This is a genomic window from Kribbella sp. NPDC043289 (assembly GCF_056436705.1).
On record NZ_JBWKCB010000002.1, the window covers coordinates 758,809 to 783,336 of the forward strand.

Sequence of the window (24,528 nt, forward strand, 5' to 3'; positions counted from 1 at the left end):
CCTGCCTAGGCCGGCAGGTCCCTTCGGCGCAGGCCGACCAGACCTGCGCCCCCCACGACCGCGGCGATCGCGAGCAGCACGATGAGCGGACCCGCCGACACGGAACCGCCCGGAAGCGAGGGCAGGTGGGTGAACGGCGAGATGTCACGGATCCAGCCGGCCGTCGCGACACCGGCGCTCACCAACCCGATCAGGATGCAGACCGCCGGGCCCGCCCACGACGCCATCGACGCCTGCGGGAAGAACCCGAAGATCGCGAGCGCGATCGCCGCAAGAACCCACACCGCCGGCAGCTGGACCAGCGCGGCACCGACCAATCGGGGTACCTGGCCACCGACGTCGCCGATCGCCACGCCGTACGCGAGCCCTTCGGCGACACCCGCCGCGAGCAACGCGGCCGCCGGACCCAGCAGGCTGAAGACGAGATGGCTCGCGGCCCACTGCCAGCGACTCGTGGCGGTTGCCAGCACCGGCTCGGCGCGACCGCTGCTCTCCTCGACCCGCAGGCGCAGCGTGGCCTGGACCGCGTACGCCGAGGCGATCAGCCCGACCAGCGTCATCACACCGGCCAGGAACGAGTCGATCAACCCGGCCGCCCCGCCCATCCGCCGGAACATCTCCTGGATGCTCGGGTCGTCGCGCATCATGTCGCCGACGCCCTTGGCCACCCCACCGAACAGCAAGCCCAGCAAGGCGAATCCGACCGTCCATGCCGCGAGCAGTCCGCGATGCAGCCGCCATGCCAGCCCGAGCGGCGAGCCGATCGCGCCGTCCGCCGGACCGAGGCGGTCGGCCAGTAGCCCACCGCCGATGTCCCTGCGCGTGGACAGCCAGGCGGCGACTGCCACCAGCGCGATCGTTGCCGCCAGCACCAAGATGCCCAGCCACCAACGGTTCTGGGCGTACGGGTGGATCCGTTGGGCCCAGGAGATCGGCGACAGGTACGACAGCCAGGCGAGTGGACCGTCGGTGTGCGCGCTGGTGTCGCCCGCGGCCCGCAGTACGTAGGCGCCGCCGAGCACGCCGATCGCGATCCCGCGCGCCGTCCCCGCGCTGGCGGTCAGTTGCGCCGCGACCGCACCGACCGCCGCGAAGAACCATCCGGTGCCGGCGTAGACGACGCCGATCGCGACAGATCCCGCCATCGGCAGATCCTGGCCGTGCATCGCGAACGTGAGCAGGACAGCGAGTACGACGTTCGCGCCGAGCGTCACGATCAGCGCCGCGGCCAGCTGCGCGTACCGCCCGATGACCGTTGCCCCGAGCAACTCGCGACGCCCGGTCTCCTCCTCGACCCGCGTGTGCCGGATCACCGTGAGCAGGCTGATCAGCCCGACCATCACCGGCACGAACCCGAGCCGCCAGGTGACGAACTCACCGAGACTCGATCCGGACAGCTCGCCGTACAAGGTGATGAAGCCGGCGTTGCTCGCGTACTTGACCCGGGACTCGGGCGTCGGGAACAGGTCGCCGTACTCCTTGACGTAGCTGGCCGAGATCGCGACGAGCAGCACGATCCACAACGGCAGCACGATCCGGTCGCGGCGCAGGATCAGCCGGATCAGCCCGCCGGTCCCCACGAGGCCTCTCATCGCACGGTCTCGGGTTCGTACAACCGCAGGAACAGTTCCTCGAGCGACGGCGGCTGACTCACCAGACTCCGTACGCCGATCTCGGTCAACCGCCGCAGTACCGGGTTGATCTCGTCGGTGTCCACGTCGAACCGCACCCGACCGTCGTCCATCTGCAGATCGTGTACGCCGTTCAGCTGCGCGAGACCGTCCATCGGGCCGACGAGCTCCGCCTGGATGGACGTACGGGTCAGGTGCCGGAGCTCGTTGAGGGAGCCGCTCTCGACGGCTTTGCCGGCCCGGATGATCGTCACCCGGTCGCACAGCGCCTCGACCTCGGACAGGATGTGGCTCGACAGCAGGACCGTTCGGCCGTCGCGGTCGCTGACCTCCTGCACGACCTCGCGGAAGACCTCCTCCATCAACGGGTCCAAACCACTGGTCGGCTCGTCGAGCAGCAGCAGCTCGACGTCGGACGCGAACGCGGCGACCAGCGCGACCTTCTGCCGGTTGCCCTTCGAGTACGCGCGCGCCTTCTTCCGCGGGTCCAGGTCGAAGCGCTCGAGCAACTCGGCCTTGCGTTTCTTGTCCACGCCACCGCGCATCCGGCCGAGTAGGTCGATCGCCTCACCACCGGAGAGGTTCGGCCACAGGGTGACGTCGCCCGGGACGTACGCGAGCCGCCGGTGCAGCTCGGTCGCGTCCGACCACGGGTCGCCGTCGAGGACCCGCGCGACGCCCGCGTCGGCCCGCGTCATCCCGAGCAGGATCCGGATCGTGGTGGTTTTCCCGGCGCCGTTCGGGCCGAGGAACCCGTGCACCTCACCGGTTCGCACCGTGAGGTCGAGACTGTCCAGGGCGTGGGTGCGCCCGAACCGTTTGACCAGACCTTCCGTGCTGATCGCAGCCGGCATGATCACTTCTCCTCAGAGCGTTGCTGGATCTTCTCGAGTTGTTCGGGGGTGAGCAGCGGGATCGTGAAGACCTCCATCAGGGCCTGGCCGATCCGGTTGTAGCCCGCCGGGGTGGTGATGTCCTCGCCGAGCGCCTTCGAGACCTGATCGCGGAACACGAACACGCTGAGCTTGATCGCGGCCAGCGCGGCGGCGTACCCGCGCCGGTCCTTGGGGTCGATGCCGTAGCTGGTCGTCCACTCCTCGACCGCGTCGACCCCTTCGAGGAACAGGGCAGTCGCGGTCTCCGAGCCGTCCATCATCGAACGGACGATGTACAACTGCAGCGGGAACGCGCGGGGGTGCAGAGCCAGCGGGTCGAGCCCGGTGAGGTCGTTGTTCTGGGTCAGCTCGGCGCCGATCTCGACCATCCGCTCCTTGGCGTACTTGTCACACGCCTCGCGCAGCGACTCCTTGGACCCGAAGTGATGCCGCACCAACCCCGACGACACCCCGGCCTCGGCCGCGATGTCCCGGATCGAGGCCCCCTCGATCCCACGCTCCCCGAACAGCCTGATCGCCGCATCCCGAATCCGCGCCCGCGCCGTCAGGTCATCCGCCGGTCGATCCATCACCCTCTCCTCCCGCTACACACAAAAGCAAACTACTACACAACCGTGTAGTCAAGTGCAGGAACCCATGTACTGCGCTCAGCCCGCGCGCTCCGCCCCGGCCTTTCTCGGTCGGTTGTTCGTCGAGTCGTGGGGATCGGCTGGGCGACACGCCGACAGATCCACGACTCGACGCAGGGGAGGCGAGCCACACGCCACGACTCGGGCTTTGGCGCCGCCGAAGGTGGGACGGCAACTTCCGGTGATAGCCGGAAAGTGCTCGGCGGCCGTAAGTTGATTACTTCAATGTGACAAAGTTTCGTATCTCGTTGACACCTGTGGGCTCGCTGGTGTGGGTTCTTCCTCAAACACCAACACCGGCTGGGGAAGGTGGGGCGGCCCATGAGGAAGCTGTTGGCGGTGCTGGCGGCGTTGTGTCTGCTGGCGATGGTTCCGGGGACGGCGGCGGCCGCTGATCCCGAACCGAAGAAGGTCATCAAGATCGGTGTCACCCAGTCGGTGGACTCGATGAACCCGTTCCTCGCCGTGCGGCTGGTGACGGGGTCGATCCAGCGGTTGATCTACGGCTTCCTGACGGTGCCGGACTCGAAGACCCTGCAACCCAGCCCGGACCTCGCCGAGTCCTGGACGACGTCGCCGGACGGGCTGACCTGGACGTTCAAGATTCGCCAGGCGAAGTGGTCGGACGGACAGCCGATCACCGCCGAGGACGCGGCCTGGACATTCAACAAGATGATGACCGACGACGGCGCGAAGACCGGCAACGGCCCGGCGGTGGAGAACTTCCAGAGCGTTTCCGCGAACGGCCAGGAGCTGACCATCAAGCTCAAGGCCCCGCAGGCGTCGATGCTCGACAACCCGGTGCCGATCATGCCCAAGCACGTCTGGGAGAAGGTCAAGGACATCGCGAAGTACGACGGCGAGACGTACCCGACCGTCGGCAGCGGCCCGTACATCGCGGTCGAGCACAAGAAGGACCAGTACGTGCGCTTGGAGGCGAACCCGGACTACTGGCGCGGACGGCCGAAGATCGACGAGCTGCAGGTGATCTTCTACGACAACCCGGCGGCGTCGATCGTCGGGCTGAAGAAGGGCGACATCGACCTGATCGGCCGGCTGAACCCGCCGGACTTCGAGTCGTTGAAGGGCGACGACAACATCGTCCAGTGGAACACGCAGGGCCGGCGGGCGACGTACCTGCAGATCAACCACGGGGCGACGACGAGCGACAACAAGCCGATCGGCGACGGGCATCCGGCACTGAAGGACCCGAAGGTGCGGACCGCGCTGCACTACGCGATCGACAAGCAGAAGCTGGTCGACGAGGTCCAGGGCGGCCTCGCGAAACCGGCCGACGGATCGATCATCCCGCCGCTGTACAAGGACTACTTCTGGGAGGCGAGCGGCGACGAGAAGGTCTCGTTCGACCTGGCGAAGGCGAACAAGATCCTCGACGACGCCGGCTACAAGAAGGGCGCGGACGGTGTCCGGACGATGCCGGACGGATCGCGGAAACTGCAGTTCCGGTTCAGCATCCACACCGACACCCCGATCGAGGACAAGCTCGCGGAGTACCTGACCGGCTGGTTCAAGGAGATCGGCATCCAGCTGACCACGAAGCGGCTGGACTCGAGCAAGTTCACCGAGGAAACCGGTACGACGGCGCTCTTCGACATCGCGATCAGCGGCTGGTCGGTGAACCCGGATCCGGAGGAAGTGCTCGGCACGCACCTGTGCAGCCGGCGCCCGACGGCGACCGGTGAGGGTGGTGGAACCGAGTCGTTCTACTGCGATCCGCAGTACGAGAGCCTGTACCTGCAGCAGCAGAAGGAACTCGACCGCGGAAAGCGTGCGGAAACGATCAAGAAAATGGAGGAACGGCTCTACACCGACGCTCCGGTGATCGCGCTGTACTACCCGAACGACCTCGAGGGTTACCGCAAGGACCGGATCGCGAGCATCACGCCGATTCCCGAGGACAAGGGCCTGCTGTACGGCGGTTCCGGGTACTGGCCGTTCTACACCGTCGAGGCGGTGTCGAAGGACGGAAAGTCGGAAAACGCTAGCGGAACGAGCAGCGGTGTGATCGCCGGTGTCGCCGGCGGTGTCGCCGTCCTCGCCATCGTGGGCTTCTTCGTACTGCGTCGGCGGCGCGGCGCGGCCGACGAGCGCGAATGACGACCACGATCGAAGCGGTCGAGCAGACTCCGGCCCGCCACGGTCTGCTGCGGTACGCGGCGACCAAGGCGGGCGGGGCCCTGCTCAGCATCGCGATGGTGATCGTCGCGACGTTCTTCCTGTTCCGGTTGCTGCCGGGCGATCCGGTCCGGGCCCTCGCGCAGGGCCGGAACATGACGCCCGAGCAGCTGGATCTGGAGCGTGCGCGGCTCGGTCTGGACAAGCCGATCCCTGAGCAGTTCGTGCATTTCGTCAAGCAGACCTTGCAGTTCGACCTCGGCACGTCGTACGAGTACAAGCGGCCGGTCCTCGACCTGATCGGGGAGCGCATCGGGTCGACCCTGCTGCTCACCGGGACGGCGCTGGTGCTCGCGGTGAGCCTCGGTCTCTGGCAGGGCGCCCGCGCCGGGTGGAAGCCGGGCAGCCGGTTCGACAAGTTGTCCACCGCGGTCTCACTGGTGCTGTGGTCGGTGCCGACGTTCTGGCTCGGGCTGTTGCTGCTGATGGTGTTCGCGGCCGGGATCGGACCGATTCCGGGGATCTTCCCGACCCGCGGGAGCTCGAGTGTCGACAAGCCGGACGGGTTCGCGGGTGTGCTGGACGTCGGGCAGCACATGGTGTTGCCGTGTCTCACGCTGGTCGCCGTCGTCTATGCGCAGTACCTGTTGGTGATGCGCTCGTCGGTGCTCGACGAGGTCGGTCAGGACTACATCACGACCGCGCGGGCGAAGGGTCTGCGCGATGACGAGATACGCCGGAAGCACGCCGTACCCAATGCGCTGCTGCCGACCGTGACGTTGGTGTTCATGCGGATCGGGTTCGTCGTCGGTGGTGCGGTGACGGTGGAGGCGATCTTCAGCTGGCCGGGGCTCGGGCAGCTGTTCTACGAGGCGATCCGGGTTCCGGACTTCACCTTGATGCAAGGAACGTTCCTGCTGATCACGGTGTCGGTGATCGTGATGAACACGTTGGCGGACGTCGTGTACCACTTCCTGGACCCACGGGTGAGGTCGGCATGAGCACCGTCGCCTGGGTACGTCGTCGGCGCGCCGCCGGTCGTTTCTGGACGGATTTCCGGAAACACCGAGCAGGCGTTTCCGGATTGGTCGTTCTGGCGCTCGCTGTCGTGCTCGCGCTGATCGCGCCGCTGTTCATCGATTCCGGCGTCACGAACGTGGTCAGCGGGACCGGCGCGAAACTGGCGCCGCCGAGCCTGCGCGATCCGCTCGGAACGGACGAGTCCGGACGTTCCGTACTGCTGATGATCTGGTGGGGCGCGCGGACATCGCTGCTGATCGGATTCCTGGCGGCCTTGCTGAGCATGGTGATCGGAACCGTGCTCGGAATCGCTGCCGGACATTTCCGCGGTTGGCTCGGCGCCGTGATCCTGCGGGTGACCGACTGGTTCCTGGTGCTGCCGTCGCTGGTCACCGCGCTGGTGCTGGCGGCGATCCTCGGTGGCTCGACGGCGACGATCATCATCGCGATCGGCGTGACGTCGTGGCCGTCGACGGCCCGGCTGATCCGCGCGCAGACGCTGGCCGTCGAGGCCCGCCCGTACATCGAACGCTCGCTGGCGCTCGGTGCCGGGCACTGGCACATCACCACCCGGCACGTATTGCCGAACGTCGCACCGTTGCTGTTGGCAAGTACGACGCTGGAGGTGGCGAGCGCGATCGTGACCGAGTCGACGCTGGCGTTCCTCGGGGTGAGTGCGAACAAGACCTCGTGGGGAACGATGCTGCGGGGGTCCTACGACTGGGGCGCGGCGACCGCCGGGGCGTGGTGGTACATCCTCGTGCCGGGTCTGTGCATCGTCATCGTGGTGATGGCGTTCACCTTGTGTGGAAGGGCGCTGGAGTCCGTGCTCAATCCCCGACTGCGAACCCGGGCGGTGTGATGCTCAGTCTCGAAGAGTTGTCGGTGACCTACCGGATCGGCGGCGCGGCAGCAGGGTCCGGTGAGGTGCCCGCCGTTCGTGGCGTCTCGCTGGCGCTGGCCGCCGGCGAGGCGGTCGGGCTGGCGGGGGAGTCGGGGTCGGGGAAGTCGTCCGTCGCGCTCGCGTTGCTGCGACTGCTGCCGCGCACGGCCGTCGTCGGTGGTCGGGTCCTGCTGGACGGCGAGGACGTGCTGACGATGAAGTGGGGCCGGCTGCGTGCCGTCCGGTGGTCGTCGGCGTCGATCGTCTTCCAGGGCGCGCAGCACGGGCTGAACCCGGTCCGCCGAATCGGCGACCAGATCGCCGAACCGCTGCTTGTCCACCGGCTGGCCTCCGGAGCCGCCGCGGACGCCCGGGTCCGCGAGCTCCTCGAACAGGTCGGTCTGCCAGCCTGGCGCGCTCGCAGCTATCCCCATGAGCTGAGTGGTGGCCAACGGCAACGAGTCATGATCGCGATGGCGCTGGCCTGCTCGCCGCAACTGATCATCGCCGACGAACCCACCACCGCCCTCGACCTGATGGTCCAGGCGCAGGTCCTCGCCCTCATCCGCCAGCTGATCGCCGAGCACGACATCTCGCTGCTGATGATCTCGCACGACCTGTCGGTGCTCGCCGACGTCTGCGACCGGCTCGCCGTCATGTACGCCGGTCGCCTGGTCGAACTCGGTCCTTCGTCAGGTTCCTTCGAGCACCCGTACAGCAAGGCGCTCGCCGCGGCGTTCCCGACCGTCGGCGACCCGTCGTCCCGGCTCGCGCCGCGGGGCCTGGCCGGCGATCCGCCCGATCCGCAGAAGCTGCCTGAAGGTTGCAGCTTCCACCCGCGCTGTCCGGTCGCGCTCGACACCTGCGCGACCGTCGATGTCGATCTCCGGCCCGCGGGCGCGGAGCGATCCACTGCCTGCGTCCGAGTGGGGGAATGACGATGCTCGAAGCAACAGACCTCGCAGTCGAGTTCTCCGGCCGCGGCGGCCGCCGGGCCCGCGCCGTCGACGGCGTCAACCTGTCGATCGGTTCCGGCGAGATCGTCGCCCTGGTCGGCGAGTCCGGCTGCGGCAAGACCACCCTCGCCCGTACCCTCCTCGGCCTGGAACGCCCGACGTCGGGCCAGATCACGTACGACGGCACGCCGCTGAGCTACTCCAGCCGGTCCCTGCGCGCGTTCCGCCGCGAGGTACAACTGGTCCTGCAAGATCCGATGGGGTCGCTGAACCCCCGCCATACCGTCTATGAGGCGGTCGCAGAGGGCCCACGGATCCACGGCCTCGCGGACGAGGAATCGGTCGTTTCCTCGGCCTTGTCCCGAGCCGGCCTGCGCCCGCCCGAGCGCTTCTTCCACCGCTATCCCCACGAGCTCTCGGGCGGCCAGCGGCAACGCGTGGTCATCGCCGGCGCGCTCGCCCTGGACCCGAAGGTGCTGATCGCCGACGAACCCGTCGCCTCCCTCGACGCCTCGGTCCGCGGCGAAATCCTCTCGCTCCTGCTCCGGCTCCGCGACGACCTCGGCCTGTCCGCACTCGTCGTCACCCACGACCTCGGCCTCGCGTGGAACATCGCCGACCGGGTCGCCGTCATGTACCTCGGCCGCATCGTCGAATCCGGCCCGACCGAGGCCGTCCTCACCGACCCGCAGCACCCCTACACCCGCGCGCTGCTGTCGGTCCTCCCCGAGTCCCCGCAACGCATCGTCCTCACCGGCGAGCCCCCGGACCCCACCCACATCCCCACCGGCTGCCGCTTCCACCCGCGTTGCCAACTGGTGGCTGCTGGCAACGGTATCGAAGCCTGCACCACGAAGCTGCTCGAGATCCTCCCGGCCAGCAGTACGCCGCAGGTCGCGTGTCATCTGGCCGCGGCACTAGTTTCAACGGTTGACAATAGTTAACAAGAAGTAGAACTATTGCGGTATGGCGGAAGAGCAGGTCGACCGGGTCTTCGAGGTGCTCGCGGACCCGACGCGGCGGCAGGTCGTGCAGCTGCTCGGGGAAGGCCCGCGGCGCGCGGGCGAGCTGGCCGCGGCGACCGGTGCGTCGTCGCCCGCGATGAGTCGCCACCTCAAGCTTCTCCTGGAGGCCGGCCTCGTCGAGGACGAACGGGTCCCCGGCGACGCCCGGGTCCGGCTGTTCCGCCTCAACCCCGAGCCCGTAGTCGCTGTCCAGGCCTGGCTCGACCAGGTCCAGGCGCACTGGCGCAATCAGTTGGGCTCGTTCAAACGGCATGTCGAGCAGAAGGAGTCATCATGACCACCACGCCCGTGCCACGTTCGGCCACCGCCTCGGTCGAGGTCGCGGTCGACCCCGCGACCGCCTTCGAGGCGTTCACCGCGGAGATCGACCAGTGGTGGCTGCGGAACCCGATCAACTTCTTCGACTCCAGCCGCGTGACCGCGATGCGGATCGAGCCCGGCGTCGGTGGACGGGTGCTCGAGGTGTACGCCGACGACGCCCTCGAACTCGCGATCATCACCGACTGGGAGCCCGGTGTGCGGCTCGGCTATCGCAGCTCGGTCGACGACACCGAGACCCGGGTCGACTTCGAGGCGATCGACGGTGGGACGCGAGTGACCGTCGTACAGTCGCTGGTCACCGAGGGCGGGAAAGCGTTCTACTTCTGGCCGCGCGTCATCCGCTGGCTGCCGGACTGGGTCGCGCGGCGGGCGAGCGCTGCCGGGTCGCCGCGCGAGATCGGCCGGCTCTCGATCGCCTTGTACTACGAAGATCCGGCCGCCGCGGCGCGCTGGCTGCACGAGGTGTTCGCGCTCGACTCGTGGGACACGCTGCCTGCCGAGGGGGAGCAAGCGATGTGGATCGAGCTGCACGTCGGATCCGCCGCCGTGCTCCTGTTCGAACGCACTGAGCCGCGGCCGAGCACGACCGATCACAATGTCTGGGTGTACGTCGACGATCTCGACGCGCACTTCGCCCACGCGCGCGACAAGGGCGCGAAGATCCTGCAGGACATCCACGAGCACGGCTACCGCAGCTACGAGGCCGAGGATCTCGAAGGTCACCGCTGGACGTTCCTCCAGGCCCGCCCGACGATGGCATGACCGAACAACCTCTCGCCGGAGGTCGCATGACGGCCGGGGTAGTGCGCGTCGACGACACGGTGCGCCGCCCCGGGTCGGCCGCCTCCGCCTTCACGGCCGCGCTTCTCGAACTCCTGGCGGAGCGGGGATTCACCGCGGCCCCGAAGTACCTCGGTCAGGATGAGTCGGGCCGCGACATCCTCACGTACGTCGATGGTTGGGTGCCCGCCAGGTTCCAGCGCTGGTCCGACGTCCAGGTCGCCGCGGCCGGTGCGCTCCTGCGCGCTTTCCACGACGCCACCGCCGGCACTGCGTTGGCGGGCGCCTCACCTTTGGTCTGTCACCACGACGCCGCGCCGAACAACTTCGTGTTCGACCAGGACCTCCCGGCCGCCATCATCGACTTCGACCTGGCCGCCCCCGGCGATCCCCTGGAGGACATCGGGTACGCCGCGTGGACCTGGTGCATCGCCTCGAAACACGCCGACCCGGACCGCCAGGCCCACCAGGTCCGAGTCTTCGCGGACGCCTACGGCCTGACCTCGTCGCAACGCCGGTCCGTCATTCCGGCAACCCAAGTAGCCCAGCTCCACAACGTGACGTTCTGGCAGCAGACCCCGTGCGACCCCGCAGACGCAGCCGAACGCATCGCATGGTCCCGCCGTGAACACGCCTTCATCACGGCCAACAGACAGACCTTCGAAGCAGCCCTGTAGCTACAGTCGTCCAGCCTTCTTGAGCGCCAGATAGGTGTCTGCCAGGGCCGGAGCGATCTGGTCCGGGTTCTCGTCCACCACGGTGACGCCGGCTCGCGCCAGCGTCGCTGTGACGCGCTCTCGATCCAGACGGGTACGGGCAGCCGACGCAGCGCCGTACACCTCCAGCAGGTCGCTGCGGGTGGACTCGAGCTCGGCCAGCCGTGGATCGGCGACAGAAGCGAGCAGTACTACGTGACGGCGCAGGAGCGGACCGATGACGGGCAGCAGTGACTCCTCGATGACCGCCGGGTCCAGCCCAGTGAGCAGTACTACGAGCGAACGCTGACCCAGTCGCTCCAGCACCTGCGACACAACGACCCGGAAGTCCGTCTGCACCAGCTCGGCCTCCACGTTCGCGAGAGCGTTCACGAACGACGGCAGCACGTCCTCCGGCGCAGGACGGCGTACGTCGGCCCGCACTGCGGAATCGCAGGCCAGCAGGGAGACCCGATCGCCGGCGCGAGTGGCCAGTGCGGCCAGCAAGAGAGCGGCGTCCATCGCGTGGTCGAGCCGTGGTGCGTCGCCGACCCGCCCCGCGGACAGGCGACCGGAGTCGATCACGATCGCGACCTGACGATCCCGCTCGGGGCGCCAGGTCCGCAGTACGACGTTCCCGCGCCGAGCCGTCGCCCGCCAGTCGATGCTTCGTACGTCGTCACCGGGCACGTAGTCCCGCAGTGAGTCGAACTCGGTGCCCTGGCCGCGCACCAGCAACGCCGTACGCCCGTCCAGCTCGCGCAGCCGCGCCAACCGGGACGGCAGATGCTTACGGCTGTTGAACGGTGGCAACGCCCGCACTGTCCACGGCACCCGATGCGACCCCTGGCGTCCAGCAAACCCGAGCGGACCGATTGACCGCACCGTCACTCGCGCCGCCTGGCGATCTCCCCGCCGCGTCGGCACCAGATGCGTCACCAGCCGCCGACGCTCGCCTGACGGGAGATCCAGCTTGTGTGGCGGATCCAGTACGCCGGCCGACGGCGGCCACGCGTCTCGCAACAACCCGCGTACGCGTCGTCCCGGGTTGGTCACCAGCAACTGCACAACAGCCTGCTCGCCCAGCCGTACGGCGTGGTCTCCGTCGCGACTGAACTGCAGCCGACGTGGCGAGCCTGCCAGCAGGATGTCCACCAAACAGACCAACAGCACCACGAGAACGACCAGACCGACCCCGTCCCACGACGGCGCCGCCAGGGCAACGAAAACCACCCCAGCCGCCGCCAGTAGCCCGGCCCGGCCTGTCACAACCATCAGCGGGGGACCGGGACGGTGGCCAGCACGCTTTCCAGGACCGCGTCGGCGTTGACGCCCTCCAGTTCGGCCTCCGGGCGCACCTGGACCCGGTGCCGCAGACAGGGACGTGCCATGGCTTTGACGTCGTCCGGGATGACGTAGTCGCGGCCGGAGAGCCACGCCCACGCACGAGAGACCGCGAGGAGCGCTGTGGCCCCACGCGGTGAGACACCGAGCTGCAGAGAAGGCGACTGGCGAGTGGCGCGGCACAGGTCCACGACGTAAGCCAGTACGTCGTCGCGGACCGCAACCCGGCGTACGGCGCGCTGTCCAGCCTCCAGATCCTCCGGACCGGCCACGGGACGCAACCCAGCGGCAGCCAGGTCCCGCGGATCGAAGCCCTGTGCATGCCGGGCGAGTACGGCGATCTCGGCGTCCCGTGGCGGGATGTCCAGCGTCACCTTCAGCAGGAACCGGTCCAGCTGGGCCTCGGGCAACGGGTAGGTGCCTTCGTACTCCACCGGGTTCTGCGTGGCGGCGACAACGAACGGCGCCGGCAGGAGGCGCGGTTCGCCGTCCACGGTGACCTGCCGCTCCTCCATGGCCTCCAGCAGCGCGGCCTGGGTCTTCGGTGGCGTCCGGTTGATCTCGTCGGCCAGCAGGATGTTGGTGAACACAGGTCCCGGCCGGAACTCGAACTCGCTCGTCCGCGCGTCGTAGACCAGTGACCCGGTCACGTCGCCCGGCATCAGGTCCGGCGTGAACTGGACCCGCTTGGTGTTCAGACGCATCGCTGTGGACAGTGCGCGCACCATCAGCGTCTTCGCCGTACCGGGGACGCCCTCGAGCAGCACGTGGCCGCGGCAGAGCAGTGCGAGCACCAGTGCGGTCACCGCGGTGTCCTGGCCGACCACCGCCTTGCCGATCTCGGTCCGGAGCGCGACCAGCGCTTGCCGGGCCTGGTCCGCGGAGACCTCGGTAGTCGTCACGGGTGTCGTACCTCCTGCGTCAGTACGTCGAGCTCAAAGGACAAGGACATCAGAGCGGCGTCGGACTGTGGCGGCAGCCCGTAGAGCAGTTCGTACAGCACGGCCGGGTCCCGACCGGTGCGGGCGGCAACAGTCGCGACCACTGCGGACGGTTCGGCCCGGCGGGGAATGCCGTGGGCCTTGTGGAGCTTCCCCAGCGCGGACTCGCGCAGTGCCGCCGCGGCACGGTCCCGGGCGCGTGAACGCCGGTACAGCCGCGCACGGCCCTCAGTGGTCTCCGCGGCATGCACGATGACCGGCAACTGCTCCGCCACGACCGGACCGAGCCGTCGGCCCCGCCACAGCGCCACCACCAGGACTGTGAAGGCCAGCGCCCACGCGATGTACCGCACGTCCGGTGGAATCAGCGGTGGCGCGTCTTGGTTGACCGGACCGCTGCCGGACGTGTCCCGTTGCGGCAGGAACCACGTGAGGTCCTGGTGCGTGCCGATCAGGTTCAGCGCCAGCGCGGCGTTCCCGTCGTCCGCGAGTCGCGCGTTGGTGAACGACGTCGGCGTACCGATCACGTCGACTGTGCGGCCGTCGAGGTCCAGCCGGACGATGGTGTTGTTGATGCCGTCGCCGTAGCAGGCGATGGCGTTGTCGGGTGCGCTGTACGTGTACCCGCTGACTGTCGCTGTCCCCGCTTTGGCCGCGGCTGGGAGGTCACAGTCCGCCTTACGACTCTGCAGGTCCAGCGCGTCTCCGGTGGGTTTGACTCCGGGCGCGAGAATGTCCAGAGCGTCACCACTCGGCCCGATCAGGACCAGGTGACTCCACCTGGCGTCGGCGATCTGCTGCCAGTCATAGCGATCGAGTGAGCCGCCGGGCCCGACCAGCAGCGTCTGTCCATCACCTGGCTCCACGGCGTCGTCCAGCGACTCGGTGCCATGTACGTCGACGTTGTGGTTCTTCAGCAGCGCTGCCAGCGCGCGTGCCCCGGCTGGCTCGGTGGAGTCCGGACTGAACTGACCTGACGTCTGTGCGGACGTGGCGATCAGGATGACGATCGCAGCGAGCACGACGACACCAGTGACGAGCAGGGGAAGTCGTAACGCCTTCCAGCTATCGCCGACGGTCCGCCCGACCGGCGTGCTCATACAGCCACTCGTGCGGTCCGTGCGGCGTTGTCAGCGGCCACAACAGCGGCGTACCGCTCCGGTGTCCCCTGACGGTTGCCGTAGACAACCTCCGTGAACACCAGTGCGGCCGGCTGCAGCGGTTCACGCAGTACAGGTGCCGCTCGCGACGCATCGGTGACCACTTCGTACGCCGTACGTCCTGGCCGCTCGTCCAGCACGGTCCGCTCGGTCAGCTCGGCAACGCAGGCCCGGAAGCGACTGCGGATGGCCAGAGCGAAGTCGCCGGCGCCGGCCTCCCGCTCTGCCTGCGCTCGGTACTCCGCTGCGCGCTGCGGCCGCGCCGTGTCGAAAACGGCCTGCGACGTGGCCTTACGACTGGTCCGCAGTACTCCGGCCCGCCAGAGCACCACGACGACGACAAGGACGAGCAGAACGATCAGCATGACCAGACCGGCATGGCCGTTGGGAGACGAACCGGTGAGGCTGTCCAGCAGGTCGCGGATCCACTCCACCAACTTGCTGAGAGCCTTGCCGATCAGCGAACCGCCAGAGTCCCGGTACGCCGGCTTGGACAGCTCTTTGGCCGCCTCCTGGGCAGCCTGGTCCCGGTCGATGTCGACAGGCGGTTCCTGCCAGAACACGATCACGCCGGTCCCTCCGACCGCAGTGCCGGACGCATCCACAGGTCGAGGCCTTCACGCCGTACCCGTAGGTCCAGGTAGATCAGGGCCTGGACGGCGGACATGAACGCGAGGCTGGCGATCAGCGTGAGCACGGTCGCGACACCGGCCGCCACACCCAGCACGACTGTCACGAGCACGGCCCCGCTGCTGTTGCTGAGGTCCGCCCACGAGCCGAGGGTGATGATCATGGCGCTGACCCCGAACTGCAGGGCGTACCCGATGATGTTCACGACCAGGCCGCCGAAGAGCAGGATCCCGAAGACCCGCCAGAACTTGCCCCGTACCAGCTGCCACGACCGTCGCAGCGCCCCCCAGACGCCGACCCGCGCGGGGATGTAGAGGCCGATGGCGGGCGCGTGCCGGCCCTCCATCAGCACGACCGTCCCGGCCAGCACCAGCCGGACGCCGAAGATCAGCACCAGTGCACCGCCGACGAGCATCATCACCACGGCGACCGCACCAGCTGCATCCGAAGAGATCGCTGCGTCGGCACCAGCTCCGACACCGAAGACCAGGAGTCCCCAGCCGCCGATCAGCAGGATGAACGACAGCGACTGCACCAGACCGACGGCAGCCAGTGCGGGCAGCGCAGGTCTGATCAGCCGCATCAGCTCACGCGGACCGAGCCGTTGCGCCAGCTGACTCCGCACCGCGGCCAGAGCGATGATCCCGGCCAGCATGCTAGACACGACCGAGAACAGGACCACCTGCACGCCGTACGTGAGCAACAGCGCCGCACCGGCCTGCGAGAACGGGTCGTCCGCTCCGAAGAACCCACCGAGCCCACCTGGTACGGCGACCTCGGTCAGCACCGCCTGCACCGCGACCAATGCGATCCCCGCGAGTACCGGAAGACCGAGCATGATGGTCTTGTTGTCGGAGATCGTCCGGGCGGCGTTGTCGAGCAGATCGGCGGGCAGCCAGGGGCGCAGCGGCTCCGTGGCCACGTCGTCGTACAGGCGCATGTTCCGGTCGGTCACTGCGTTCCTCCTCCCAGCTGAACCGTCGTACCTCTCGGCACGTGAGTTGTGGTGGACCCCAACCGTGCACCATGATCACAGCCCAACTCGGGGTCAGACGGCGATCCGGCGTGTGCACTACCGGGGGAATGGGACACTATCCGTAGTGCGTACGGCCTGGCACCCGCCGGTCGCACACCGATCGGTCGGGATTCGAACGGCAGTCGGACGACATTCGGACGGCAAGGAGACTGGGCGTGGCAGAGGGTAACCGGACGATGCGGGGCCGCATCCTCATCGTCGACGACGACACCGCGTTGTCGGAGATGCTCAGCATCGTGCTGCGCAACGAGGGTTACGACACCTATCTGTGTGCGACCGGTGACAAAGCGGTACCGGCGTTCCGGGAGTTCAAGCCCGACCTGCTGCTGCTCGACCTGATGCTGCCGGGGATGGACGGTATCGACGTCTGCCGGGCGATCCGGGCCGAGTCCGGCGTACCGATCGTGATGCTGACCGCCAAGAGCGACACCGTGGACGTGGTGCTCGGGCTGGAGTCCGGTGCCGACGACTACGTGGTCAAGCCGTTCAAGCCGAAGGAGCTGGTGGCCCGGATCCGGGCCCGGCTGCGCCGGATGGACGAGCCCGGTCCGGAGTCGCTGACCATCGGCGACCTCACCATCGACGTCGCCGGGCACTCCGTGAAGCGGGCCGGCGAGACCATCCAGCTGACGCCGCTGGAGTTCGACCTGCTGGTCTGCCTGGCGTCGAAGCCCTGGCAGGTGTTCACCCGTGAGGTGCTGCTGGAGCAGGTCTGGGGCTACCGGCACGCGGCCGACACCCGGCTCGTGAACGTGCACGTCCAGCGACTGCGCTCCAAGATCGAGAAGGACCCTGAGCACCCCGAGATCGTCGTCACGGTCCGCGGTGTCGGATACAAGGCTGGTGCGGACTGATCGAGTACGGACGCGGCCCAGAGTCGCAGACGGCCCACCCGGAGCCGGTGGCCGATCCGGTCATCGTGGACCACACCGGCCAACCAGGTGGTCCGTCGGACGGGCAGCCGGCCCCGCCCGAGCAGGAGGGGGCCGAATCCCGCGGGACGGAGCTGGAGCTCACCGCCGCCGTGGCGGACTGGTCTGCCCAGCCGCAGCCGCTGTGGCGGACGCACCCGAAGCACTGGCCGGACATCTGGCGCCGCTCCATCCAGGCCCGGATCGTCACCGGCACCCTGTTGATGTCGACGCTGGTCCTGATCCTGGTCGGCTGGGTGATGATGAGCCAGGTCACCGACGGTGTCCTGGAATCACGGCGTACCAGCGCCCAGGCGGAGGTGCGCGCGCAGCTGGCGCAGCTGGCCAACACGATCGACGCCGCCAACCGCAGCGACATCAACCAGCAGCTGTCCGAGCTGGTCCTCGGCACCAACCGCCCGGGCCTGTACGACGTTCTGCTGGTCCCGACCGACCAGGCGGCGTCCAACGCCATCCGCTACACCGGTCTGGTCGACAGCGACTCGATCCCGCAGGCACTCGCGTCCTCGGTGATGAGCGACGACTCGAAGCTGTACGACACGTACACGAAGATCAACTACCGCGACGGCTCCGGCGCACCGGGGCTGGTGATCGGGTCGCAGATCCGCATCAACTCCACCGGCGACCGGTACGCGATCTACTTCCTCTTCCCGCTCACCGCGCAGCAGGAGACGCTCGACGTCGTCCAGCGTGCTCTGGTGACCGCGGGTCTGTTGCTGATCGTTCTGCTCGGTGCAGTGGCCTGGCTGGTCACCAGACAGGTCGTGACGCCGGTCCGGATGGCCCGGCGGATCGCTGAACGGCTGGCAGCCGGCAAGCTCGAGGAACGCATGCAGGTCCGCGGTACCGACGACCTGGCCCGGCTGGCCGTGTCGTTCAACAAGATGGCCAGCAACCTGCAGCGGCAGATCCGCCGGCTGGAGGAGCTGTCCCGGCTGCAGCGCCGGTTCGTGTCGGACGTGTCGCACGAGCTGCGGACGCCGCTGACCACGGTCCGGATGGCCGCCGACCTGCTGCACGAGAGCCGCGACCAGTTCGACCCGATGAGCCGCCGCTCGGTGGAACTGCTGCAGAACGAGCTCAACCGGTTCGAGGAGCTGCTGGCCGACCTGCTGGAGATCAGCAGGTTCGACGCCGGTGCGGCCGCGCTCGACCTGGAGGACGTCGACCTGCGCGACATCGTGACCCGCGTCCTGGAGAACCACGAGGCCCTGCTGAAGGCCAAGGGCTGTCCGGTCGAGCTGGACATGACGGCGCCGTGCCGGGCCAAGGTGGACTCGCGCCGGATCGAGCGGATCCTGCGCAACCTGATCGGCAACGCCATCGAGCACAGCGAGGGCCTCCCGATCCGGATCAGCACGGCGTACGACGAGGACGCGGCGGCCGTCGCGGTCCGTGACCACGGTGTCGGTTTCCGGGCCGAGGAGGCGGAGATGGTGTTCAGCCGGTTCTGGCGTGCCGACCCGGCCCGGGCCCGGACCACGGGTGGCACCGGCCTCGGTCTGTCGATCGCGCTGGAGGACGCCCGGCTGCACGGCGGCCGTCTGGACGCCTGGGGCTCACCGGGTGACGGTGCGTACTTCCGGCTGACGCTGCCGCGCCGTCCGGACGTGGCACTCACCGGCTCGCCGCTCCCGGCCCGCCCGGCGGACGCCCTCCGGATCGTCACGGAGCTCGTCGACGTCGGAGCGCCGTACCAGAAGCTGAACGGTGGTGACGAGCGGTGAGGCGCAAGCTGCGCGCGGTCCTGCCGCTGCTGGTCGTCGCCGCGCTGCTCGGCGGGTGCGCGACAGTACCGACCCAGGGCACCATCCGCAGTGGCGAGCGGCAAGGGCTGGCGCCGGACCTCGGTGGTGTCGGTGTCGAGGCCAAGCCGCCGCGGGCGAACGTCGACGAGATGGCCATCGTCAGCGGCTTCCTGGAGGCCATGTCGGACTCCCAGGCGTACGACGTCGCTCGGCAGTACATGACTCCGGAGGCGGCCGCGGCGTGGAAGCCGGAGCTGCAGACGGTCGTGTACGACCAGAGCCCCGAGTCGCTCACCAAGAAGGGCAACGGCATCCAGCTGAGCGCTCCGAGGATCGCCACCATCGGTGCGCGCGGCGAGTGGAACCCGGCGCCGGTGAACGCCCAGACCACCTTCTTGTTCAAGCTGAAGAAGATCGACGGCCAGTACCGCGTCGACTCGGTCCCGCCCGGTGCGTACCTCGGCAGCAACCAGGTCGACCTGAAGCTCGCCTCCCGGGACCTGTACTTCTTCAACCAGGCCCGAGAGCTCCTGGTGGCCGACCCGGTCTACCTGCCGCTGAACCTGTCACAGGGCCAGGCGGCGACCCAGCTCATCCAGGAGCTGCTGAAGGGCCCGACCAGCCGGCTGGGCAACGGCGTGTCCACTGTGGCACCGCCGGGTACCGAAGTGCAGGTGTCCGTCCCCGTCGACTTCGGCGTGGCCACCGTGGCGCTGAATGACGCCGCCGGTGGTCTCCGCGACCAGGACCGCCGCTTGCTGGCCGCACAGATCGTCTGGACGCTCAACCAGATCAATCTGCGCGCCAAGATCACCGTCGGTGGCGCTCCGCTGCTGCCGGACGACCCAGACGTGCTGCCGTTCGCCAACTTCGCCCAGTTCGACCCGCAGGTGCCGGGCGCGGCGCTGACCAAGCTGTTCGGCCTGCGGCGGAACAAACCGCAGCGCATCGTCGGCCTGGACGGGTCCTCGGACATCGCCGCCCAGCCGCTGACCAGCAGCAAGCTGTCGTCGTACGACGCCGAGTCGTTCGCGGTCAACCTGAGCGGCGCCTTCGGCGCGATCGTCACCACCACCAAGAACGGCGACCACGTCGTCATGTACGGGCGGCTTGACCCGTCCGGCGACAAGAACGACGACCTGGTGCCGATCAAGGTCGAGGGCAAGACCCTGCAGCCGAGCTTCGACAGCCAGGACAACCTGTGGATCCTGGATCGCGCCGACACCGACCACCCCCGGCTCCGCGTCCGCGGTCACGACGGGAAGCTCACCCCGGTGGCGGTCAACTTCAAGGGCGATGCCCCGGAGGAGCTCCGGATGGCGCCGGACGGCGTCCGGGCGCTGATCGTGATGAAGCCGAAGGCCGGCGACCAGAACACCGTGCAGATCGGCACCGTCCAGACCAGGGACGGCGGCAAGCAGCTGGTGCTCACCGAACTCCGGCAGCTGCAGCTCGCGCTGACCAACATCACCGACGCGGCCTGGAGCAAGGCCGGCATCCTCGTCGTCGGGGCGACGGCCAGCAGCCCGCGGCGTCAGACCTGGATGGTGAACACCGACGGCTCGAGTCTGCAGCTGTTGCCGGGGTCGACCCCCGATTTCACCGCGGAGCACGTGACGTCCAACCCGAACAAGGACACCCTGCCGGTGATCGAGGACGACAGCGGACGCATGCACTGGCTCAGCAAGGACCTGCTCTGGATGACGATGGACTCCGACGCCGGGTCCGCCCCGATCATCCCGACGTACCCCGGCTGACAGTTGTCCACAGGCGGGAGTTGCCCGCCGGCGACGACTCACCGATCGTGGTGGGGTGTGGGGTGGGTTCGCGGATCTGGTGCTGGGCGGGCGGTGCGCCGGCTGCGAGCGCCCCGGAGTGACTCTCTGTCATGGTTGCCGGGGGCTACTGACGCAGTTGACTCCGTTCCGTGCATGGCCGGACCCGGCGCCACCCGGGCTCGCGCCACCGACCGCCGCCGCGGCGTACGGCGGGGAGCTCCGCGAGCTGATCCTCGCGCACAAGGAGCATGCCCGGTACGCGCTCGCCAAACCGCTCGGTTACCTGCTCGCGACGGTCGCCCGGACGGCCCTCGGAGGGCGGCGGGCGGCGTGGCTGTGTCCGGTGCCGTCGCCTCGGGCAACAGTCCGGCAGCGCGGGCACGACCCGCTCCGGCGGATTACGAAGACAGCCGTCAGATCCCTGCGCAGACAGGGAATCGACGCGCGCGTGGCCGACGCGCTGCGGGTCGTCGGGCGTCCCGACGACCAGGCCGGGCTGTCCGCGGAACGCCGTACCGCCAACCTGGACGGGGCGTTCGGGCTGCGTTCGCGCTGGGCTGAAACGCTGAGCGATCAACCTGTCCTGCTGGTCGACGACGTGATCACCACCGGATCCACGCTCAGCGAGGCCTGCCGCGCCTTGGAAACCGGCGGAATCCGGGTCCTCGGCTGCGCCGTCCTGGCCGCGACCGCGCGACACGAGACGTCTGGTTCATGAGAACTTCTCTACCGGTTTTCGCCGAAGCCGACTAGCGTTGGCCTATGACACCCGCAGGGGCTTGTCGGGCAGTGGAGTGGTGCAGGACCGGATCAGCCGGCTTCCTGGCCACGGGGTCCGACCGGCTCGACCGCGGGTGTTCTCGTTTCGGGCGCCCCAATCGCAGTCAGCTCAGCGAGGACAGGAAGGACGGGGGCCCGGAGACGTAACAAGAAGTCGCCGATCGATGGAGGTTTCCGTGGACGTCGTTGTCAAGGGTCATCACTGCGAGGTCAGTGACCGCTTCCGGCAGTACGTCGAGGAAAAACTCGAGCGAATCGAGAAAGTCGATCATCGGGTACTGCGGTGCGAGGTGGAAGTCAGCCAGGAAAAGAACCCGCGACAGCACGATCGGGCGATGCGTGTCGAGCTCACCATGTACACCAAGGGTCCGGTGGTCCGCGCGGAGGCGTGCGGAGAGACCAAGCAGGCGGCGTTCGACGTCTGCCTGGACCGGCTCCGGTCCCAGGTCCGCAAGGCGGCCGACCGGCGCCGGGTGCACCGTGGTGAGCGAACGCCGGAAGGCCTGCGGCACGTGAACGCGAAGCAGCCGCTCAACGGCAACGCCCCTGTAGTGGAGGAACCAGTCGCCGAGGAAGAGGTGGCGACACACAAGTACGGATCTCTCACGGTCACCGGCGACGGACCGCTGGTGATGCGCGAGAAGACCCATACCGCCAAGCCGATGACCCTGGACCAGGCGCTCTACGAGCTCGAACTGGTCGGGCACGACTTCTACCTGTTCGTCGATGCCGACGAGAACCAGCCGAGCGTCGTCTACCGCCGTCGCGGCTACGACTACGGCGTGATCCGGCTGGCCGTCTAGACCGCGGGAGGAGCACGACGAAGGGGCCGGGCAATCGCCCGGCCCCTTCACTCTGCGGGGAGACTCAGCTGTCGATCTGCTTCTGCAGTTCGGCGGCGTACGTGGCGACCTGGGCATAGACGCCCGGGTTGCCGGCGTCCGCGCAGCCGACGCCCCAGGAGACGACGCCGAACAGGCGGCCGTTCAGGACCAGCGGGCCGCCGGAGTCGCCCTGGCAGGAGTCCTTGCCGCCTGCCTCGTAGCCGGCGCAGATCTCGCCGTCCGGGGTGTAGCCCTGGCTCGCGTAGGCCTTCGAGCAGTAGTCGTCACCGAGCACCGGTACGTCGACCTTCTGGAAGGTGTCCTCCGGGCCGGTGCCCTCCGTGGAGCCCCAGCCGAAGACGACCGACGCAGCGCCGGCCTTGTCCACGGCCTTGTCGGTCTCCAGCGCCAGCGTCTCCACACCGTCGAACGGCGTCGCCAGCGTCAGTACGGCGACGTCGTGCGCGGGCGACTTCCCATACTCCGGGTCCACCCAGATGCTGCTGATCTTCGACGTCTTGCCGCCGGACTGGGTCAGGACGTCACGGCCCTGGATGGCGGTGTAGGTGGTCGCGGCCTCCTGAGCGCAATGCGCGGCGGTGACGATCTTGTTCGCCTTCACCAGCGTGGAGCCGCACCACTGGCCGCTCGGCGACGGTGAACCGCTGTTGTTCAGCGCGACGGCCCAGGGGGCGTCCGCGGTGTGGGCGACGGTGCCGCCGACGATGCGGTTGGTCGGGGCGCCGGGGTTCTGGGCGGCCGACGCGGTGCCGGCGACGGCCACCGCACCGAGGGACGCCGCGGTCAGGACGCCGGCCGCGAGGGCAGCGCGGACCACATGCTTCATTCCTGTCATGCCTCACTCCATGGTGATAGGGGCCGCACGGGCGGACGGCCTGCTGGCAGGTTCCCTCGAACACCATCCGTAGCGCACCTCCCACTTTCGGTAACTCCCGAGTTATGCCCACGGCTCGGGCGGGGATTGTCGGTGCGGCCCGGCAGAATGCGCGCATGACCACAGAGGTGCTGTCCACGGCTCAGGCGCGCCGGGTCGCGCTGGCGGCGCAGGGGTTCATGGACCCGCGACCGAAAGGCGTCCCGGACGCACGGGCGCTGGCGCGGGTGCTCGGCCGGATCGGGCTGATCCAGATCGACAGCGTGAACGTGCTGAGTCGCACGCAGTACCTCCCGCTCTACTCCCGCCTCGGGCCGTATCCGCGTGATCTGCTCGACCGGGCTTCCGGGAAGGCCCCGCGTCGCCTGGTCGAGTACTGGGCGCACGAGGCGTCGCTGATCCCGGTCGAGACGCACCCGCTGATGCGCTGGCGGATGGCGCGCGCGACGACCGAGGCATGGGGCGGTCCGCGGTCGATCGCGAAGGAGCGGCCGGACCTGGTCAAGCAGGTGCTGAGCGACGTGCAGACCCACGGCCCGCTCACCGCCCGCGAGATCGACGACGACGTCGAGCGCTCGAAGGACAACTGGGGCTGGAACTGGTCCGACGTGAAACGCGCCCTCGAGTTCCTGTTCTTCGCGGGCGAGATCACGGTCGCGAGGCGCAACCAGCAGTTCGAGCGGCTGTACGACGTACCTGAGCGGGTGCTGCCGCGCGCGGTGGTCGAGACGCCGACCCCGTCCCTCGCCGAGGCGCACCGTGGACTGGTCTCGATCGCGGCACGGGCCCACGGAGTCGCGACGGCGCAATGCCTACGGGACTACTTCCGGACCGCGCCCGAGCCGACGCTGCAGGCGATCGCCGAGTTGGTGGAAGAAGGCGAGCTGCTGCCCGTCCGGATCGACGGGTGGAAGCGCCCGGCGTACCTGCACCGCGACGCGCGGCTGCCGCGGCGGGTCAACGCCCGCGCCCTGGTCAGCCCGTTCGACTCGCTGGTCTTCGAGCGCACCCGGACCGAGGTCCTGTTCGACTTCCGGTACCGGATCGAGATCTACGTCCCGGCCGAGAAGCGCGTCCACGGTTATTACGTGCTTCCCTTTCTCCTCGGGGATAAGTTGGTCGCCCGAGTGGACCTGAAGGCCGACCGCGCCGGCGGCGTACTGCTGGTCCAGTCGGCACACGCCGAGCCGAAGGCTCCGGTGGAGACGCCCGAGGAGCTGGCCGCCGAGCTCGTCCAGTTGGCGGGGTGGCTCGGGCTGGACCAGGTCCGGGTGGCCGGTGGAGGTGATCTGTCGCCTGCGCTGAGTGACGCCTTGCGCGGTTTCTGAGATGAGGCCGGGAACTTTCCGGTTCGCTCGCGCGTGGGTCGGTTAGGGCCCGAGGCACGCTGCGGGCGTGGCTTGGCACACTCGGCCCCGTACGATGGGGGACGCACGCCTTCCCCCGGGGTCGGCCGTGCCATGCGGCGTCGCCCGCTTCCAGGCTTCA

23 protein-coding genes are annotated in these 24,528 nt (G+C 68.7%); 14 read left to right on the forward strand and 9 right to left on the reverse strand.

Translation table 11 applies throughout. The annotated features are described in order from the left end of the window. Positions 1–5: 5 nt before the first annotated feature. Genes AC0662_RS15445 through AC0662_RS15455 form a run of 3 tightly spaced genes read right to left on the reverse strand, consistent with a single transcriptional unit; the run spans position 6 to position 3,096 of the window. Positions 6–1,592, reverse strand: coding sequence for an ABC transporter permease (locus AC0662_RS15445; RefSeq protein WP_478301166.1), 1,587 nt, complete (start codon positions 1,590–1,592; stop codon positions 6–8). Beyond that, positions 1,589–2,485 (reverse strand): ABC transporter ATP-binding protein, encoded by an 897-nt coding sequence (locus AC0662_RS15450; RefSeq protein WP_452199473.1) that lies wholly within the window; start codon positions 2,483–2,485, stop codon positions 1,589–1,591. Before AC0662_RS15450 ends, AC0662_RS15445 begins: the two co-directional genes overlap by 4 nt. A 2-nt stretch (positions 2,486–2,487) precedes the next feature. After that, positions 2,488–3,096 (reverse strand): TetR/AcrR family transcriptional regulator, encoded by a 609-nt coding sequence (locus tag AC0662_RS15455; RefSeq protein WP_452199475.1) that lies wholly within the window; start codon positions 3,094–3,096, stop codon positions 2,488–2,490. 381 nt (positions 3,097–3,477) lie between these two features. On the opposite strand from AC0662_RS15455, the gene AC0662_RS15460 reads away from it, so the two are divergent. Genes AC0662_RS15460 through AC0662_RS15495 form a run of 8 tightly spaced genes read left to right on the forward strand, consistent with a single transcriptional unit; the run spans position 3,478 to position 10,954 of the window. Then, complete coding sequence (locus AC0662_RS15460) at positions 3,478–5,274, forward strand: ABC transporter substrate-binding protein (protein WP_478301169.1); 1,797 nt, start codon at positions 3,478–3,480, stop codon at positions 5,272–5,274. Further along, on the forward strand, positions 5,271–6,293 hold the full coding sequence (locus AC0662_RS15465) for an ABC transporter permease (RefSeq protein ID WP_452199479.1): 1,023 nt from the start codon (positions 5,271–5,273) through the stop codon (positions 6,291–6,293). Before AC0662_RS15460 ends, AC0662_RS15465 begins: the two co-directional genes overlap by 4 nt. Then, positions 6,290–7,174, forward strand: coding sequence for an ABC transporter permease (locus tag AC0662_RS15470; RefSeq protein ID WP_452199481.1), 885 nt, complete (start codon positions 6,290–6,292; stop codon positions 7,172–7,174). The genes AC0662_RS15465 and AC0662_RS15470 overlap by 4 nt, the downstream gene beginning before the upstream one ends. After that, complete coding sequence (locus tag AC0662_RS15475; protein WP_452199483.1) at positions 7,174–8,133, forward strand: ABC transporter ATP-binding protein; 960 nt, start codon at positions 7,174–7,176, stop codon at positions 8,131–8,133. Before AC0662_RS15470 ends, AC0662_RS15475 begins: the two co-directional genes overlap by 1 nt. Positions 8,134–8,135: 2 nt before the next feature. After that, positions 8,136–9,095: an ABC transporter ATP-binding protein gene (locus AC0662_RS15480; RefSeq protein ID WP_478301172.1), complete on the forward strand. Its 960-nt coding sequence runs from the start codon at positions 8,136–8,138 to the stop codon at positions 9,093–9,095. Between the two features lie 22 nt (positions 9,096–9,117). Further along, on the forward strand, positions 9,118–9,453 hold the full coding sequence (locus AC0662_RS15485; RefSeq protein WP_452199487.1) for an ArsR/SmtB family transcription factor: 336 nt from the start codon (positions 9,118–9,120) through the stop codon (positions 9,451–9,453). After that, positions 9,450–10,259 carry a VOC family protein gene (locus AC0662_RS15490; protein ID WP_452199489.1) on the forward strand — a complete coding sequence of 270 codons (810 nt, stop codon included), beginning with the start codon at positions 9,450–9,452 and terminating at the stop codon, positions 10,257–10,259. Before AC0662_RS15485 ends, AC0662_RS15490 begins: the two co-directional genes overlap by 4 nt. A 26-nt stretch (positions 10,260–10,285) precedes the next feature. Continuing rightward, positions 10,286–10,954 (forward strand): phosphotransferase, encoded by a 669-nt coding sequence (locus tag AC0662_RS15495; RefSeq protein ID WP_478301175.1) that lies wholly within the window; start codon positions 10,286–10,288, stop codon positions 10,952–10,954. Here the strand turns inward: AC0662_RS15495 and AC0662_RS15500 are convergent, their stop codons facing one another. From AC0662_RS15500 to AC0662_RS15520, 5 genes are read right to left on the reverse strand one after another with little or no spacing between them, the layout of a single operon-like run. Further along, a complete protein-coding gene (locus tag AC0662_RS15500; protein ID WP_478301177.1) occupies positions 10,955–12,205 on the reverse strand; it encodes a DUF58 domain-containing protein in 1,251 nt (416 codons plus the stop codon). It abuts the gene before it with no gap. A 41-nt stretch (positions 12,206–12,246) separates the two neighbouring features. Further along, positions 12,247–13,218: an AAA family ATPase gene (locus AC0662_RS15505; RefSeq protein ID WP_452199494.1), complete on the reverse strand. Its 972-nt coding sequence runs from the start codon at positions 13,216–13,218 to the stop codon at positions 12,247–12,249. After that, positions 13,215–14,357, reverse strand: coding sequence for a DUF4350 domain-containing protein (locus tag AC0662_RS15510; protein WP_478301179.1), 1,143 nt, complete (start codon positions 14,355–14,357; stop codon positions 13,215–13,217). Before AC0662_RS15510 ends, AC0662_RS15505 begins: the two co-directional genes overlap by 4 nt. Next, positions 14,354–14,986, reverse strand: a complete 633-nt coding sequence (locus tag AC0662_RS15515) for a DUF4129 domain-containing protein (RefSeq protein ID WP_452199498.1) — start codon at positions 14,984–14,986, stop codon at positions 14,354–14,356. The genes AC0662_RS15510 and AC0662_RS15515 overlap by 4 nt, the downstream gene beginning before the upstream one ends. Beyond that, the gene (locus AC0662_RS15520; protein WP_478301181.1) at positions 14,983–16,002 is read right to left on the reverse strand and encodes a hypothetical protein; all 1,020 of its coding nucleotides are present in this window, start codon (positions 16,000–16,002) and stop codon (positions 14,983–14,985) included. The genes AC0662_RS15515 and AC0662_RS15520 overlap by 4 nt, the downstream gene beginning before the upstream one ends. A gap of 257 nt (positions 16,003–16,259) precedes the next feature. Between AC0662_RS15520 and mtrA the strand changes: the two genes are divergently transcribed. From mtrA to hpf, 5 genes are all read left to right on the forward strand, one after another. Beyond that, positions 16,260–16,937 (forward strand): MtrAB system response regulator MtrA, encoded by a 678-nt coding sequence (gene mtrA / locus AC0662_RS15525; protein WP_141859693.1) that lies wholly within the window; start codon positions 16,260–16,262, stop codon positions 16,935–16,937. Positions 16,938–16,984: 47 nt separating this feature from the next. Beyond that, positions 16,985–18,742, forward strand: a complete 1,758-nt coding sequence (mtrB, locus tag AC0662_RS15530; RefSeq protein WP_452199501.1) for an MtrAB system histidine kinase MtrB — start codon at positions 16,985–16,987, stop codon at positions 18,740–18,742. Further along, the gene (locus AC0662_RS15535) at positions 18,739–20,520 is read left to right on the forward strand and encodes an LpqB family beta-propeller domain-containing protein (protein ID WP_452199503.1); all 1,782 of its coding nucleotides are present in this window, start codon (positions 18,739–18,741) and stop codon (positions 20,518–20,520) included. The genes mtrB and AC0662_RS15535 overlap by 4 nt, the downstream gene beginning before the upstream one ends. Positions 20,521–20,677: 157 nt before the next feature. Continuing rightward, complete coding sequence (locus AC0662_RS15540) at positions 20,678–21,259, forward strand: ComF family protein (RefSeq protein ID WP_478301183.1); 582 nt, start codon at positions 20,678–20,680, stop codon at positions 21,257–21,259. Between the two features lie 238 nt (positions 21,260–21,497). After that, positions 21,498–22,124, forward strand: a complete 627-nt coding sequence (gene hpf / locus AC0662_RS15545; RefSeq protein WP_337759795.1) for a ribosome hibernation-promoting factor, HPF/YfiA family — start codon at positions 21,498–21,500, stop codon at positions 22,122–22,124. 64 nt (positions 22,125–22,188) lie between these two features. On the opposite strand, the gene AC0662_RS15550 is transcribed toward hpf, so the two are convergent. Further along, positions 22,189–23,001 (reverse strand): S1 family peptidase, encoded by an 813-nt coding sequence (locus tag AC0662_RS15550; protein ID WP_478301186.1) that lies wholly within the window; start codon positions 22,999–23,001, stop codon positions 22,189–22,191. Positions 23,002–23,156: 155 nt separating this feature from the next. On the opposite strand from AC0662_RS15550, the gene AC0662_RS15555 reads away from it, so the two are divergent. Next, positions 23,157–24,368 (forward strand): winged helix-turn-helix domain-containing protein, encoded by a 1,212-nt coding sequence (locus tag AC0662_RS15555; protein WP_478301188.1) that lies wholly within the window; start codon positions 23,157–23,159, stop codon positions 24,366–24,368. The last annotated feature ends 160 nt before the right edge of the window (positions 24,369–24,528 follow it).

What these genes read in the sequence shown, in the direction of transcription:
- AC0662_RS15480 (WP_478301172.1), top strand. Translation starts at nt 8,136, where the DNA reads ATGCTCGAAGCAACAGACCTCGCAGTCGAGTTCTCCGGCCGCGGCGGC.
- AC0662_RS15455 (WP_452199475.1), bottom strand. Translation starts at nt 3,096, where the DNA reads ATGGATCGACCGGCGGATGACCTGACGGCGCGGGCGCGGATTCGGGAT.
- AC0662_RS15445 (WP_478301166.1), bottom strand. Translation starts at nt 1,592, where the DNA reads ATGAGAGGCCTCGTGGGGACCGGCGGGCTGATCCGGCTGATCCTGCGC.
- AC0662_RS15470 (WP_452199481.1), top strand. Translation starts at nt 6,290, where the DNA reads ATGAGCACCGTCGCCTGGGTACGTCGTCGGCGCGCCGCCGGTCGTTTC.
- AC0662_RS15510 (WP_478301179.1), bottom strand. Translation starts at nt 14,357, where the DNA reads ATGAGCACGCCGGTCGGGCGGACCGTCGGCGATAGCTGGAAGGCGTTA.
- AC0662_RS15465 (WP_452199479.1), top strand. Translation starts at nt 5,271, where the DNA reads ATGACGACCACGATCGAAGCGGTCGAGCAGACTCCGGCCCGCCACGGT.
- AC0662_RS15550 (WP_478301186.1), bottom strand. Translation starts at nt 23,001, where the DNA reads ATGACAGGAATGAAGCATGTGGTCCGCGCTGCCCTCGCGGCCGGCGTC.
- AC0662_RS15460 (WP_478301169.1), top strand. Translation starts at nt 3,478, where the DNA reads ATGAGGAAGCTGTTGGCGGTGCTGGCGGCGTTGTGTCTGCTGGCGATG.
- AC0662_RS15490 (WP_452199489.1), top strand. Translation starts at nt 9,450, where the DNA reads ATGACCACCACGCCCGTGCCACGTTCGGCCACCGCCTCGGTCGAGGTC.
- AC0662_RS15475 (WP_452199483.1), top strand. Translation starts at nt 7,174, where the DNA reads ATGCTCAGTCTCGAAGAGTTGTCGGTGACCTACCGGATCGGCGGCGCG.
- AC0662_RS15555 (WP_478301188.1), top strand. Translation starts at nt 23,157, where the DNA reads ATGACCACAGAGGTGCTGTCCACGGCTCAGGCGCGCCGGGTCGCGCTG.
- AC0662_RS15450 (WP_452199473.1), bottom strand. Translation starts at nt 2,485, where the DNA reads ATGCCGGCTGCGATCAGCACGGAAGGTCTGGTCAAACGGTTCGGGCGC.
- mtrA (WP_141859693.1), top strand. Translation starts at nt 16,260, where the DNA reads ATGCGGGGCCGCATCCTCATCGTCGACGACGACACCGCGTTGTCGGAG.
- AC0662_RS15495 (WP_478301175.1), top strand. Translation starts at nt 10,286, where the DNA reads ATGACGGCCGGGGTAGTGCGCGTCGACGACACGGTGCGCCGCCCCGGG.
- AC0662_RS15485 (WP_452199487.1), top strand. Translation starts at nt 9,118, where the DNA reads ATGGCGGAAGAGCAGGTCGACCGGGTCTTCGAGGTGCTCGCGGACCCG.